We start from the raw sequence: 13,597 nt of genomic DNA, 5'->3' as shown, positions 1-13,597 counted from the left end.
CCCGCCTAGTGTCCGTGACCGTGCTGGTCGTGCGAGCCGGCGCCGGTCTTGTGCGAGTGGCGGTTCGCCACGTCGCGGTAGCTCCAGGTGACGAAGCCGAGGGCCGTGAAGGCGACGGCGGCGATCAGGCCGAAGACGATCGGGGGGAACGGCAGCTCCGTGTGGGCCGCTGCTTCGGCGAGGACGGTCGTCGCGAGGGACATGCAGTGCTCCTTGGATGTCGTGGTCGCCCCGGCGGGGCTCAGACGAGTCTACCCGGACGCCGCTCGACGCCGGATCGCCGGTCCGGGCGCTAGGCGCGGACCTCTCCCGCGCCGCGCAGCAGCCACTTCGTGCTGGTCAGCTCGGGAAGGCCCATGGGGCCCCGAGCGTGCAGCTTCTGCGTCGAGATGCCGACCTCGGCGCCGAACCCGAACTCCCCGCCGTCGGTGAAGCGGGTGGAGGCGTTGACCATCACGACCGCGGAGTCGACCTCGGCGAGGAAGCGCTCGGCGCTTCGGAGGTCGTTCGTCACGATCGACTCGGTGTGGTGGGTGGAGTACCGGTCGATGTGGGCCATCGCGGCGTCGAGGTCGTCGACGATCGCGACGGCGACGTCGAGCGAGTAGTACTCCGCGGACCAGTCCTCATCGGTGGCGGGCACCGCGTCGGGCCAGAGCGCCGCGACGCGCTCGTCGCCGTGCACGGTCACTCCCGCTTCCGCGAGCCGGCCGAGGACGGGCGGGAGGAGGCGCTCGGCGGCGTCGCGGTGGACGAGGAGGGTCTCGAGGGCGTTGCAGGTGCTCGGACGCTGCACCTTGGCGTTGTGGACGATGTCCACGGCCCACCGCTCGTCGGCACTGGCGTCGAGGAAGACGTGGACGACTCCGGCGCCCGTCTCGATCACGGGGACCGTCGACTCCGTCACGACCGACTCGATGAGGCCCGCGCTCCCCCGCGGCACCAGGACGTCGACGTAGCCGCGCGCTCGCATGAGGGCCTTCGCGCCCTCGCGGCCGTGGTCGTCGACCGTCTGCACCAGCTCGGCGGGCAGGCCCACGGAGGCGACGGCCTCCTGCAGCAGCTCCACCAGGACGCGGTTCGTGTTCTCCGCGGCCGTGCCTCCGCGCAGGATCACGGCGTTCCCGCTCTTGAGGGCGAGCGCCGCGATGTCGATGGTGACGTTCGGGCGCGCCTCGTAGATCGCTCCAACCACGCCGAACGGGACCCGCACCTGGGTGAGGGAGGCGCCGTTGGGCAGGTTCGATCCCCGCACCGTCTGCCCGACCGGATCGGTGAGCCCGACGACCGCGACGACGGCGTCGGCGAGGGACCCCAGGCGCACCGCATCGAGGCGGAGGCGGTCCTGCAGGCCCGGGCTCATGCCGCTCTCGCGACCCCGCTGGAGGTCGAGCTCGTTCGCCGGGACGACGCGCTCGGCGCTCGAGCGCACCGCGTCGGCGATGGCGAGCAGAGCCCGGTTCTTGAGGTCGGTGGTCGCACTGCGGAGGGAGCGCGACGCGACGCGGGAAGCGGCGAACCGCTCGGTCAGCGCACTGCTGTCGGGGGTTGTCTGCGGCATCCGGCCAGTGTAGAGGCAGACGACCCCGGCGGCGGGAGTCAGCTCTCCTCGCCGGCCTCCGTGCCGTCGCCCTCGTCGGCGACGCGCCAGACGCCGCCCTGGCGCTCGCGCTCGAGTTCCGCGCGGGCCTCGGCCTTGGCGTCCATCCGCTCGAAGTAGTCCTCGCGACGCTCGTTGCGGGTCTTGCGCCGGTTGTCCTCGAGGCGGAGGTCCGTTCCGCGGGGCGCGGTGATGAGCTCGGCCGTCGAGGTGAGGGTCGGCTCCCAGTCGAAGACGACGCCGTCGCCGGGGCCGATGACGACGGTGGAGCCGGCGACCGCTCCAGCCGAGAACAGGCCGTTCTCGACTCCGAGCTTGGCCAGGCGGTCGGCGAGGAAGCCGACGGCCTCGTCGTTCGTGAAGTCGGTCTGCGCGACCCAGCGCACGGGCTTGGTGCCCAGGACCCGGTACACGTTGCCGTACGAGCCACCCTCGACCCGGATCTCGAAGTCCTTCTCGTCCACGGCGCGGGGGCGGATGGTGATGCGCTCCACCCGCGGCACGGCGGCGAGCTCGAGGCGGTGCTTCTCGACGATCTCGGCGAGGGCGAACGTCAGCTGGCGGAGTCCCGAGTGGCTGACCGTCGAGATCTCGAACACGCGGTAGCCGCGGCCCTCGAGGTCGGCCCGGACGAAGTCGGCCAGTTCCTGGGCCTCGGGCACGTCGACCTTGTTGAGCGCGATCAGCTGCGGCCTCTCGATCAGCGGCACCTGTCCGTCGCCGACGGGGTACGCCGCCAGCTCCCCGAGGATGATGTCGAGGTCGGTCAGCGGGTCGCGGCCGGGCTCGAGCGTGGCGCAGTCGAGCACGTGGACGAGCGCGGTGCAGCGCTCGACGTGGCGGAGGAACTCCAGACCCAGGCCCTTGCCCTCGCTCGCGCCCTCGATGAGACCGGGCACGTCGGCGACGGTGAAGCGCGACTCCCCCGCCTGCACGACGCCGAGGTTGGGCGCGAGGGTCGTGAACGGGTAGTCCGCGATCTTCGGCTTGGCCGCCGAGATCGCCGCGACGAGGCTCGACTTGCCCGCCGAGGGGAATCCGACGAGCGCGACGTCCGCGACGGTCTTCAGCTCGAGGACGACGTCGCCCTCCCAGCCCGGCGTGCCGAGCAGCGCGAAGCCGGGCGCCTTGCGCTTCGTGGTGGCGAGCGAGGCGTTGCCGAGCCCGCCCTGCCCGCCCGGAGCGATGACGAACCGGAGGCCGGGCTCGTCCATGTCGATCAGCTGGTCGCCGTCCGGCGACTTGACGACCGTGCCGACCGGGACGGGGAGCTCCATGAGCTCGCCGTTCCCGCCCGCGCGGTGGTCGCCCATGCCGGGACCGCCGTTCTCGGAGCTGCGGTGCGGGTGGCGGTGGTAGGCGAGCAGCGTCGTCGTCTGCGGGTCGGCGACGAGGACGATGTCGCCCCCGTGCCCGCCGTTGCCGCCGTCGGGGCCGGCGAGCGGCTTGAACTTCTCGCGACGGACGGAGACGCAGCCGTTGCCGCCGTGGCCGGCACGCATATGCAGCGTGACGTTGTCGACGAAGGTGACCATGGTGTGAATCCGTCCGTGAGTGCGTGCGGCGCCGGGATGCCGGCGCCGGGGGGCTGTGCCCCGGTAAACGCGCAAGGGGCGAGCCGAAGCCCGCCCCTTGCGTCCTGTGCCTGTGCGGCCGAGGAGGTCGACCCTACTGGGCGGCCGCCACGATGTTGACGACCTTGCGGCCGCCCTTGCTGCCGAACTCGACAGCGCCCGCCGAGAGGGCGAACAGGGTGTCGTCGCCACCGCGTCCGACGTTCGCGCCGGGGTGGAAGTGGGTGCCGCGCTGGCGGACGATGATCTCGCCCGCGTTCACGACCTGGCCGCCGAAGCGCTTGACGCCGAGACGCTGCGCGTTCGAGTCGCGACCGTTGCGAGTGGAGCTCGCGCCCTTCTTGTGTGCCATTTCTCATCTCCTCGAGACCGGGGGGCCGCAGCCCCGTGCTGTTGCCCTGCAGGGCGATGGCTCGCTCCGCAGGTCAGCTCAATTCCTTTGCAGGACTACTTGATGCCAGTGACCTTGACGCGCGTGAGGTCCTGACGGTGCCCCTGGCGCTTCTTGTAACCGGTCTTGTTCTTGAACTTCTGAATGATGATCTTCGGACCACGGAGGTCCTCGAGCACCTCGGCGGTGACGGTGACGCCCGCGAGGGTCGCCGCGTCCGAGGTGATCGACTCACCGTCGACGAGCAGCACGGCAGGAAGCTGCACGGTGCCGTTCTCGTCGGCCTTGACGCGGTCCATCGTCACGATGGTGCCGACCTCGACCTTCTCCTGCCGACCGCCGGCGCGCACAACTGCGTAAACCACTTCTCGTACCTGTTTCTCGTCTGGACGGAGCGGAGGCCTCGTCCGGGGCTTGTAGGGACGGGGCTGAGCCCCGGTCTTCCGGTTCGTACCCGTCTCCTCACGACACGAGGGAACCGGCACCGCGGCCCGCGCCCCGTGAGGGGCGGAGCGACAACGGAAATCTGCGTGAGCACATGGATCGCGCCACACCAACGGTCAAGAGTACGGGATCCGCGCTCCACGGTCAAACGCACACGACTGCGAAGCCGTGTCCACCCGACCGGCGACCCCGTCACGATAGTCGAGGAGGAGGCGCGTGGACGGACGGCGCGCCGCCTACGATCGGGGAATGGCCATCCTCGTCGACGCCGCGCGCTGGCCGGCGCACGGCCGGCTGTGGGCGCACCTCGTGAGCGACGTCTCGCTCGAGGAGCTCCACGACTTCGCGCGCCGTCTCGGCGTGCCCGAGCGCGGCGTCGATCTGGACCACGACGACGTGCCCGAGGGGCGGATCGACGAGCTCGTCGCGGCGGGCGCGGTCCCCGTCGGCGCGCGGGAGCTGGTCGAGCGGCTGAGGCGGAGCGGGCTCCGCGTCCGCGGGCGCGACCGGGACGCCGAGAGGGCCCGGCGCCGGCTCTCGCCGGGCACCGGGCCCTCCTGACACCGGGTCGCGCTACTGGTCGGCGCGGCGCGGGGTCTGCTCGGGGATGACCGCGACTCCGGTGAGCGCGGCCGTCGTGACGCGACGGCTCTTCGCACGGCCCTGGCCGGGCTGCTTCGGGGCCGGCAGAGCGTCGAGCACGGAGTCGAGCAGGTGCTCGGCGACCTCGCTGCGGACGCGGCGCGGAGGCGTGACCGGCGCGATCGGGATGTCGAGGATCGGCGCGGCAACGGCCGGCTCGATCTCCTTCTCGACCGGGGTCTCGACGGGAGCCGACTCGACGGTCGCCGTCTCGGCGGCCTCCTGGCGCGGCTCGCGGTCGCGGCTGCGACGACGGCGCTCGCCCCGGGCGGGACGCTCGCCGCGACGGCTCGGCTCGGACGGCTGCTCCTCGGGTGCCGTGGCGGACTCCTCCGGCGCCATGGCCTCGACGGTCTCGGCGGCGTCCTCGACCAGCGCGGCCGCCTCCTCCGCCGCCTGGCGCACGGCCTGGGGGTGGATGGTGCTGGCGGCGATCTGCGCGAGCGCGTTCTTCGCGTCGTCCGTGATGGCGTGGGTGCTGATCGGCTTGGTCGCCGGCGCGCCCTGCCCGTTCTGCCCGCCGTTCGAGCGCCCGGAGGCGGCGGGCTGCTGCTCGCCGCCCTTGCCCCGGCGGCGCTGCTCCTGCTGCGGAGCGGCGGTCGACCGGTGCTTGAGCACGGGGTCGTGGTGGACGATGACGCCGCGTCCGGCGCAGATCTCGCAGTTCTCACTGAAGGTCTCGAGCAGGCCCAGGCCCAACTTCTTGCGGGTCATCTGCACGAGGCCGAGCGAGGTGACCTCGGCGACCTGGTGCTTCGTCCGGTCGCGGCTCAGGCACTCGACCAGGCGGCGGAGCACGAGGTCGCGGTTGGACTCGAGCACCATGTCGATGAAGTCGACGACGATGATGCCGCCGATGTCGCGCAGGCGCAGCTGGCGGACGATCTCCTCGGCCGCCTCCAGGTTGTTCTTCGTGACCGTCTCCTCGAGGTTCCCGCCCGAGCCGACGAACTTGCCGGTGTTGACGTCGACCACCGTCATCGCCTCGGTGCGGTCGATCACGAGCGAGCCGCCGCTGGGCAGCCACACCTTGCGCTCCAGCGCCTTCTCGATCTGCTCCGTGATGCGGAACTCGTCGAACGCGTCCTTCTCACCCGTGTAGACCTCGACGCGCTCGAGCAGATCGGGTGCGACCTGGCTGAGGTAGAGCTCGATGGTCTCGCGGGCGTCGTCGCCGGCGATGACCATCTTCTCGAAGTCCTCGTTGAAGACGTCGCGGACGATCTTGATCAGCAGGTCCGGCTCGCTGTGCAGGAGAGCGGGAGCCTGCCCGGTCGCGGCCTTCGCGCTGAGAGCCGTCCACTGCGCGGTCAGGCGCTCGACGTCGACGGTCAGCTGCTCCTCCGTGGCGCCCTCGGCCGCGGTCCGGACGATGACGCCCACGTTCTCGGGCAGCACCTCCTTGAGGATCTTCTTCAGGCGGGCGCGCTCGGTGTCCGGGAGCTTCCGCGAGATGCCGTTCATCGAGCCGTTGGGCACGTAGACGAGGTAGCGGCCGGGGAGCGAGATCTGGCTCGTGAGACGGGCGCCCTTGTGGCCGACGGGGTCCTTCGTGACCTGGACGAGGACCCGGTCGCCGGGCTTGAGCGCGAGCTCGATCCGGCGGGGGCCGCCGGCGTTGTTCGCGGCGTCCCAGTCGACCTCGCCGGAGTAGAGCACGGCGTTGCGCCCGCGTCCGATGTCGACGAAGGCGGCCTCCATGCTCGGGAGGACGTTCTGCACGCGGCCGAGGTAGACGTTGCCGATGAGCGACGCCTCCTGCGAGCGGGCGACGTAGTGCTCGGCGAGGACGCCGTCCTCGAGCACGCCGATGCGGATGCTGTCCTCCTTCGAGCGGACGACCATGACGCGGTCGACGGCCTCCCGGCGGGCGAGGAACTCGGACTCGGTGACGACCGTGCGGCGCCGGCCGGCGTCGCGGCCGTCGCGGCGGCGCTGCTTCTTGGCCTCGAGGCGGGTCGAGCCCTTGATGCGCTGCGGCTCGGTGATGAGCTCGGGCTCGCGGGCCTCGCGCTGCTCGCGCGGCTGGCGGACCCGGACGACGGTGTTCTCGGGGTCGTCGGAGCCGGACCTCTCGCTCTCGCCGCTGCGGCGGCGCGAGCGGCGGCGGACGGAGCCCTGCTCCTCGGCCGGGCTCTCGCGCTCCTCCTGGACGCCCAGCGGCGCACCGCGGGGAGGCAGCGGAGCCAGCTCGACGTAGTCGGGCAGGACCGGCGCCTGGAACAGCAGCGACGGGCTCGGCAGTGCGGGCCGTCGCGGCTCCTCCTGGTCGGCGCCCGGGGTCTGCGGGAGGGCGTTGAAGAACACCGCGCCCGTCGACGTCGACGGCTCGGCCGCCTCCGCGGCGCTCCCGGTCTCGGGCAGCTCGGTGCCCTCGGCTCCGGTCTGGTCGGTCTCGTTGCTGTCGATGATCGTCTCCCCTGTCGCTGGCGCGCTCGACTCGGTCCGCCGGCTCGCCCGGCGGCCACCGAAGAGGCGGCTGATCTTCCTGGCCCCGCTGCGGGGCCCGTCGCGGTCCGGATCGGATCCGCTCGTACTGTTGTCTTCCACCATTCCTGGTGCACTCCTCGGCCGGGTCGTCCGCCGCGTCGTCTTCCCGGATGCTTCTCTCGTGCGAGGGGCCTCGGCCCGCCGCGAATCCTTCCGCTCCCCCGGTCCCGTCGCGCTCGTGGCGCGGGACTCCGGTTGCAGCTGCACTCTCGGAACTGACTATCCGACACGCGCTCCTCCGCGGTGCGACCTGCGGTCGACTCCCGGCGGAGCGGAGATCCGGCGCGTCCATTCGCGGAACGCTGTCGATCTCCTGTGGCCCGGTGCTCGCCCGGTAAACCTTCTTCGCGTCGATGCGGGGTCCCCCGGACCGACGGCTCCGATTATCGCACGCATTCCCAGAGGCGCCGATCCGGCGCGTGCCATAATCCCCCGGTGTCCAGCGATCCCGGGGTGCGCGACGCCCCCATGCAGCAGCGCCCCGTCCTCTTCGCCGTCCTGCTGATCGTCCTCGGCGTGATCGGCTGGACCGCCGCCTTCGCCCTCACGAACGACAAGTTCGCCGCTCTCGAGAACCCCGATGCGGGCCTCGGCTGCGACTTCAGCCTGCTCGTGCAGTGCAGTGCGAACCTGAACTCGGCGCAGGGCGCGGTCTTCGGCTTCCCGAACCCCCTCATCGGCCTGGCGGCCTGGATCGCGCCGATCGTGGTGGGGCTGGGCCTGCTCGCGGGCGCCCGGTTCGACCGGTGGTTCTGGGCGGCCTTCAACGTCGGCTTCCTGCTGGCCCTGGTGTTCGTGGGCTGGCTCATCGCGACGAGCGTCTTCGCGCTCGGAACCCTCTGCCCCTGGTGCATGCTCACCTGGGCCGTCGTCATCCCGGGCTTCTGGCTGGTCACGCTCCGCAACCTCCGTGAGGGCGTGTTCCCCGTCCCCGCCGGGGTGCGCCGCTTCGCCGGTGCCGCCTACGGCTGGGTCCCGTTCATCACGCTGCTCTGCTACCTGCTGATCGCGGTGGTCGCGCAGGTGAGGCTGAACGTGCTCGCCTACCTCTGACGGACGTCGTCAGAGGCAGGCGGCCGAGCGGCTCAGGCGAACCAGAGGCCGAGCTCGCGCGCGGCCGGCTCCTCGGAGTCGGACCCGTGCACGAGGTTCTGCTGGACCTTGAGGCCCCAGTCGCGGCCGAGGTCGCCGCGGATGGTGCCGGGAGCGGCCGTGGTCGGGTCGGTGGTGCCGGCGAGGGCGCGGAAGCCCTCGATCACGCGGTCGCCCGCGATGCGCAGGGCGACGATCGGGCCGCTCTCCATGAACTCGACGAGCGGCTCGTAGAAGGGCTTGCCCTCGTGCTCGGCGTAGTGGGCGGCGAGCAGCTCGCGGTCGGCCTCGACGAGCTTCACGTCGACGAGGGAGTAGCCCTTCGCCTCGATGCGGCGGAGGATCTCGCCGGTGAGGTTGCGGGCGACGCCGTCGGGCTTGACGAGGACGAGGGTCTCCTGGGTGGCCATGGTTCAGCGGTCTCCTTCGGTGGGGTCGGTGGGCTCCGCCGCCCGGCGCGTCTGAGCGTCGAGGCGGGTGCCGGTCACCATGCAGTACGTCCACAGCGCCACGAAGGCGGCGCCGATCACGTACATGATCGGGACCAGCAGGCCCGAGGCCACGATAACGAACTGGAGCACCCAGCCGATGCGGAAGCCGACCGGCCGGTTCAGCAGGCCCAGAGTGGCGACGAGCGCGAGGCAGACCACCGCTCCCCCGACCAGCACGACCACGGGGTCGGCCGCCTTCAGCCCGAAGGCCACCAGGGTGGCGAGGAAGACGATGACCGCCTCGAAGCCGAGCACGATCGAGCCGAGGCTCTCCCGGACGGTCCGCGAGCGCCGCGGGCGTCCGGCCCTCACGCGCCCAGCCAGTTCTCGTCGCGGGCCGCGGTGATCGTGCGGCCGACGAGGGTGATCGAGCCCGTGACCAGCAGGGCGCCCTTGTCGGTGCGCGCCGCGAGGACGCGACCGGCCGTGAGAGCACCGAGCGGGTCGTCGGCGACGCGGACCGCCTCCTCCGGGAACACGGTGCGGGCGAGTGCGGCGAGCTCCTCGGCGGGCATCGCCCGATCGCTCGGCGCCGTGGTCACGATCAGCTCGTCCACCACGGGGCGGAGCTCCCGGAGGATCCCCTCGGCGTCCTTCTCGGCCAGCACGCCGAGGACGGCCGTCACGCGGTCGAAGTCGAAGTAGCGGCCGAGAGCGGCGGCGAGGGACGCGGCACCGTGCGGGTTGTGCGCCGCGTCGACGACGGTGCGCGGAGCGAGTCCGACGAGCTGCAGGCGGCCCGGGGAGGTCGCGGCGGCGAAGCCCTCGTCGAGGACGTCGCCGGTGAGCTCCTGCGTCCCGCCTCCCAGGAACGTCTCGACCGCGGCGACGGCCACGGCGGCGTTCTCGGCCTGGTGGTCGCCGAAGAACGGCAGCAGCAGCTGCTCGTACGTGGTGACGAGTCCCCGGACGGTGACGACCTGGCCGCCGACGGCGACGGTCGTCGACTCGACGTCGAACTCCGCCCCCTCGACGACGATCGTCGACTCGGTGGCCTCGGCCGCGTGCCGCAGCACCGCCTCCGCCTCCGGGACCTGCCTCGCGGAGACCACCGAGGCGAGCGGCTTGACGATGCCCGACTTGGTGCGCGCGATCTCCTCGATCGTCGAGCCGAGGCGGTCGGTGTGGTCGAGGGCGATCGGCGTGAAGACGGCGACCTGCGCGTCGGCGACGTTCGTCGAGTCCCACTCGCCGCCCATCCCCACCTCGACGACGGCCACATCGACCGGCGCGTCGGCGAAGGCCGAGTAGGCCAGGACGGTGATCGCCTCGAAGAAGGACAGCGGCGCCTCGCCCTGCTCGGCCAGCTCGGCGTCGGTCATCCGCAGGTACGGCTCGACGTCCTGCCAGTTGTCGGCGAGGCTCCGGTCCGAGATCGGCTCTCCGTCGATGACGATGCGCTCGTTGAAGCGCTCGAGGTGCGGACTGGTGAACAGGCCCACCCGCAGCCCGTGGGCGCGCAGCAGGCTCTCGATCATCCGGCTGGTCGAGGTCTTGCCGTTGGTTCCGGCGATCTGGATCACCGGGTAGGCGCGCTGCGGGTCGCCGAGGATCTCGACGGCGCGCCGGGTCGGAGCGAGGCGCGGGCGGACGCTCGCCTCGCCCAGGCGCTCCAGCAGCGCGGCGTAGACGGCGTCGGCGGCCGCGCGGTCGGCGTCGTCCGGCTCGAACGGATCAGACATCGGCGGCCTCGACCTTCTCGACGCGGATGATGGCGGTGCCCGCGGGGCCGACGGCGATCGCGCCCTCGCCGCCCTCGAGAGCCGTGGTGAGCGGAGTGAACGCGCATCCGGTCGCGAGGGTCTCCTCCGCGATCCAGAGCGCGTGCGGCTCGAGCGCCTGCAGGCTCGGCTCATCGAGCACGACCTCCAGGACGATCCGGTCGCTGACCTCGAACCCGGCCGCCTTGCGGGCGTCCTGCACCGCGCGGATGAGGTCGCGGGCGAGCCCCTCCGCTTCGAGCTCGGGGGTGGTCGCCGTGTCGAGGAGCACGAAGCCCCCGCGCGGGAGCAGGGCGATGGCGCGGTCGTCGCCGGCCGAGCCGCCGACCTCGAGCGTGAGCTCGTACTCGCCCTCGACCAGCTCGACGCCGCCGGCGGAGACGACGCCGTCCGTCTCGCTCCAGTCGCCGGCCTTGGCGGCCCTGATCACGGTCTGCACGCCCTTGCCGAGCCGGGGCCCGGCGGCGCGCGCGTTGACCGCGAGACGGGAGGTGACGCCGTAGTCGGTGGCGCTGGAGTCGACCAGCGGCACCAGCGACACCTCCTTCACGTTCAGCTCGTCGCGGAGGATCGCCTCGAACGGCGCGAGCTCGGCGGCGTCGGCGACCACCACGGTCAGGCGCGCGAGCGGCAGGCGGACGCGGAGCCCGGCCTGCTTGCGGAGGGAGAGCGCGGTGGACGAGATGCCGCGGTCCGCGTCCATCGCGTGCACGAGCGCCGGGTCGGCGGGGAACTCGTCCGCCTCCGGCCAGTCGGTGAGGTGGACGCTGCGGCCGCCGGTCAGGCCCTGCCAGATCTGCTCCGTGACGAGAGGCAGGAGCGGGGCGGCGACGCGGCACACGGTCTCGAGGACCGTGTAGAGCGTGTCGAACGCCTCCGATCCGCGGCCGTCCTCGTCGACGCCCTGCCAGAAGCGGTCGCGGGAGCGGCGCACGTACCAGTTCGTCAGCACGTCGCTGAAGTCGCGGAGCGCGGCGGCCGCGAGTGTGGAGTCCAGCGCCTCGAGCCGGCCGGTCACGGTCTCGACCAGATCGCGGGTCTTGGCCAGCAGGTAGCGGTCGAGGACGTCCTCGGAGCCGGTGCGCCTGGTCGCCTCGTAGCCGCCGCCCGCCGAGGCGTTGGCGTAGAGGGAGAAGAAGTACCAGGTGCTCCACAGCGGCAGCAGCACCTGGCGGACGCCCTCGCGGATGCCCTCCTCCGTCACGACGAGGTTGCCGCCCCGGAGGACCGGGCTCGACATCAGGAACCACCGCATGGCGTCGGAGCCGTCGCGGTCGAAGACCTCGGCCACGTCCGGGTAGTTGCGCAGCGACTTGGACATCTTCTGCCCGTCGTTGCCCAGCACGATGCCGTGGCTGACCACGTTGCGGAACGCCGGGCGGTCGAAGAGCGCGGTGGAGAGCACGTGCAGCGTGTAGAACCAGCCGCGTGTCTGCCCGATGTACTCGACGATGAAGTCCGCCGGGTTGTGGGTGTCGAACCAGTCCGCGTTCTCGAACGGGTAGTGCACCTGGGCGAAGGGCATCGATCCGGAGTCGAACCAGACGTCGAGGACGTCGCTGATCCGGCGCATCGTCGAGCGCCCGGTCGGGTCGTCGGGGTTCGGGCGGGTCAGCTCGTCGATGAACGGCCGGTGCAGGTCGTCCGGGCGCACGCCGAAGTCGCGCTCCAGCTCGTCCAGCGAGCCGTAGACGTCGATCCGCGGGTACTCCGGGTCGTCGCTCTTCCACACCGGGATCGGCGAGCCGAAGTAGCGGTTGCGGCTGATGGACCAGTCGCGCGCGCCCGAGAGCCACTTGCCGAACTGGCCGTCCTTGACGTTCTCGGGGACCCAGGTGATCTCCTGGTTGAGCTCCTCCATGCGGTCGCGGATCGCGGTGACGCGGACGAACCAGCTCGAGACCGCCTTGTAGATCAGCGGATTGCGGCAGCGCCAGCAGTGCGGGTACGAGTGCTCGTAGCTCGCCTGGCGGAGAAGCCGGTGGCCCGCGCGCAGGAGCTGCGTGAGGGGCTTGTTCGCGTCGAAGACCTGGAGGCCGGCGACCTCGCTGATCTGCGGCAGGAAGCGGCCGCCGTCGTCGACCGAGATGATGACGGGGATGCCCGCCGCCTCGCAGACCTTCTGGTCGTCCTCGCCGTAGGCGGGCGCCTGGTGCACGATGCCGGTGCCCTCGCTGGTGGTCACGTAGTCGGCGACGAGGATGCGCCACGCGTTCTGCGTGCCCCAGGCCTCGGTGTCCGCGTAGTGGTCCCAGAGGCGGTCGTAGCTGATCCCCTCGAGCTCGGAGCCCCGGTGGGTGCGCGAGACGGCGGCCAGGGCCGACTCCGCGTCCGGATAGCCGAGGTCCTTCGCGTAGGCGCCGACCTGGTCGATGGCGAGCAGGTACTCGGCCGAGAGCTCGCGCTCCTCGGGCTCGCCCCTGCCGTCGGCCGCGCCGTTCGGGCCGGCGGGGACGACCGCGTACTCGATGTCGGGCCCGACGGCGAGCGCGAGGTTCGTCGGCAGCGTCCACGGCGTCGTCGTCCACGCGAGAGCGCGGACCGCCGTCAGCTGGAGCGCCTCCGCCGTCTCGCCGACCAGCGGGAAGGTGACGGTGACCGTCTGGTCCTGGCGCATCTTGTAGACGTCGTCGTCCATCCGCAGCTCGTGGTTTGAGAGCGGCGTCTGGTCGCGCCAGCAGTACGGCAGCACGCGGTGGCCCTCGTAGGCGAGGCCCTTGTCGTAGAGCTGCTTGAACGCCCAGATCACCGACTCCATGAAGGTGGGGTCGAGCGTCTTGTAGTCGTCGTCGAAGTCGACCCAGCGCGCCTGGCGGGTGACGTAGTCCTGCCACTCCCCGGTGTAGCGCAGCACCGACTCCTTCGCGGCGGCGTTGAAGGCCGCGACGCCCATCTCCTCGATCTGGGACTTGTCGGTGATGCCGAGCTGCCGCTCCGCCTCGAGCTCGGCGGGCAGGCCGTGGGTGTCCCAGCCGAAGCGGCGGTGCACCTGCCGTCCGCGCATGGTCTCGAAGCGGGGGAAGACGTCCTTGGCGTAGCCGGTGAGGAGGTGCCCGTAGTAGTTCTGCACGCGGCGCTCGGTGGGCAGGCCGTTGTCGTCCCAGCCCATCGGGTAGAAGACGCTCTTGCCGCGCATCCGCTGGAACCGCGCG

At 71.8% G+C, this 13,597-nt stretch carries 12 protein-coding genes; 2 read left to right on the top strand and 10 right to left on the bottom strand.

Going from position 1 to position 13,597, the window contains the following annotated elements:
• Positions 1-5: 5 nt before the first annotated feature.
• From C5C33_RS12460 to rplU, 5 genes are all read right to left on the bottom strand, one after another.
• Positions 6-203 (bottom strand): hypothetical protein, encoded by a 198-nt coding sequence (locus C5C33_RS12460; protein ID WP_104223679.1) that lies wholly within the window; start codon positions 201-203, stop codon positions 6-8.
• A gap of 89 nt (positions 204-292) precedes the next feature.
• The gene (locus tag C5C33_RS12455) at positions 293-1,561 is read right to left on the bottom strand and encodes a glutamate-5-semialdehyde dehydrogenase (RefSeq protein ID WP_104261261.1); all 1,269 of its coding nucleotides are present in this window, start codon (positions 1,559-1,561) and stop codon (positions 293-295) included.
• Between the two features lie 38 nt (positions 1,562-1,599).
• Positions 1,600-3,135, bottom strand: coding sequence for a GTPase ObgE (gene obgE / locus C5C33_RS12450; RefSeq protein ID WP_104261260.1), 1,536 nt, complete (start codon positions 3,133-3,135; stop codon positions 1,600-1,602).
• A gap of 133 nt (positions 3,136-3,268) precedes the next feature.
• Positions 3,269-3,526: a 50S ribosomal protein L27 gene (gene rpmA, locus C5C33_RS12445; protein WP_068209107.1), complete on the bottom strand. Its 258-nt coding sequence runs from the start codon at positions 3,524-3,526 to the stop codon at positions 3,269-3,271.
• Between the two features lie 95 nt (positions 3,527-3,621).
• Positions 3,622-3,930: a 50S ribosomal protein L21 gene (gene rplU / locus C5C33_RS12440; RefSeq protein ID WP_104223682.1), complete on the bottom strand. Its 309-nt coding sequence runs from the start codon at positions 3,928-3,930 to the stop codon at positions 3,622-3,624.
• Positions 3,931-4,258: 328 nt separating this feature from the next.
• Here rplU and C5C33_RS12435 point away from each other — a divergent pair, with 328 nt between their 5' ends.
• Positions 4,259-4,570 carry a DUF4031 domain-containing protein gene (locus C5C33_RS12435; protein WP_104261259.1) on the top strand — a complete coding sequence of 104 codons (312 nt, stop codon included), beginning with the start codon at positions 4,259-4,261 and terminating at the stop codon, positions 4,568-4,570.
• A 12-nt stretch (positions 4,571-4,582) separates the two neighbouring features.
• Here C5C33_RS12435 and C5C33_RS12430 read toward each other — a convergent pair whose 3' ends face one another.
• Positions 4,583-7,204, bottom strand: a complete 2,622-nt coding sequence (locus tag C5C33_RS12430; RefSeq protein WP_104261258.1) for an Rne/Rng family ribonuclease — start codon at positions 7,202-7,204, stop codon at positions 4,583-4,585.
• A 372-nt stretch (positions 7,205-7,576) separates the two neighbouring features.
• Between C5C33_RS12430 and C5C33_RS12425 the strand changes: the two genes are divergently transcribed.
• Positions 7,577-8,194, top strand: coding sequence for a vitamin K epoxide reductase family protein (locus C5C33_RS12425; RefSeq protein WP_374953826.1), 618 nt, complete (start codon positions 7,577-7,579; stop codon positions 8,192-8,194).
• Positions 8,195-8,226: 32 nt separating this feature from the next.
• Here C5C33_RS12425 and ndk read toward each other — a convergent pair whose 3' ends face one another.
• From ndk to ileS, 4 genes are all read right to left on the bottom strand, one after another.
• The gene (gene ndk, locus C5C33_RS12420; RefSeq protein WP_104261257.1) at positions 8,227-8,643 is read right to left on the bottom strand and encodes a nucleoside-diphosphate kinase; all 417 of its coding nucleotides are present in this window, start codon (positions 8,641-8,643) and stop codon (positions 8,227-8,229) included.
• 3 nt (positions 8,644-8,646) lie between these two features.
• Positions 8,647-9,036 carry a DUF4233 domain-containing protein gene (locus C5C33_RS12415; RefSeq protein WP_104262805.1) on the bottom strand — a complete coding sequence of 130 codons (390 nt, stop codon included), beginning with the start codon at positions 9,034-9,036 and terminating at the stop codon, positions 8,647-8,649.
• The gene (locus C5C33_RS12410) at positions 9,033-10,406 is read right to left on the bottom strand and encodes a folylpolyglutamate synthase/dihydrofolate synthase family protein (protein WP_104261256.1); all 1,374 of its coding nucleotides are present in this window, start codon (positions 10,404-10,406) and stop codon (positions 9,033-9,035) included. The genes C5C33_RS12415 and C5C33_RS12410 overlap by 4 nt, the downstream gene beginning before the upstream one ends.
• Positions 10,399-13,597: isoleucine--tRNA ligase (ileS, locus tag C5C33_RS12405; protein ID WP_104261255.1), on the bottom strand; the 3,199-nt coding region annotated here is incomplete at its 5' end. The genes ileS and C5C33_RS12410, both read right to left, overlap by 8 nt.

The sequence above is a fragment of the Rathayibacter sp. AY1H3 genome, from assembly GCF_002932015.1.
Note: the sequence above shows the minus strand (reverse complement) of the source record. Positions and strands in the feature narration are given on the sequence as shown.

What these genes read in the sequence shown, in the direction of transcription:
- C5C33_RS12435 (WP_104261259.1), top strand. Translation starts at nt 4,259, where the DNA reads ATGGCCATCCTCGTCGACGCCGCGCGCTGGCCGGCGCACGGCCGGCTG.
- C5C33_RS12455 (WP_104261261.1), bottom strand. Translation starts at nt 1,561, where the DNA reads ATGCCGCAGACAACCCCCGACAGCAGTGCGCTGACCGAGCGGTTCGCC.
- obgE (WP_104261260.1), bottom strand. Translation starts at nt 3,135, where the DNA reads ATGGTCACCTTCGTCGACAACGTCACGCTGCATATGCGTGCCGGCCAC.
- C5C33_RS12410 (WP_104261256.1), bottom strand. Translation starts at nt 10,406, where the DNA reads ATGTCTGATCCGTTCGAGCCGGACGACGCCGACCGCGCGGCCGCCGAC.
- rpmA (WP_068209107.1), bottom strand. Translation starts at nt 3,526, where the DNA reads ATGGCACACAAGAAGGGCGCGAGCTCCACTCGCAACGGTCGCGACTCG.
- C5C33_RS12460 (WP_104223679.1), bottom strand. Translation starts at nt 203, where the DNA reads ATGTCCCTCGCGACGACCGTCCTCGCCGAAGCAGCGGCCCACACGGAG.
- C5C33_RS12430 (WP_104261258.1), bottom strand. Translation starts at nt 7,204, where the DNA reads ATGGTGGAAGACAACAGTACGAGCGGATCCGATCCGGACCGCGACGGG.
- ndk (WP_104261257.1), bottom strand. Translation starts at nt 8,643, where the DNA reads ATGGCCACCCAGGAGACCCTCGTCCTCGTCAAGCCCGACGGCGTCGCC.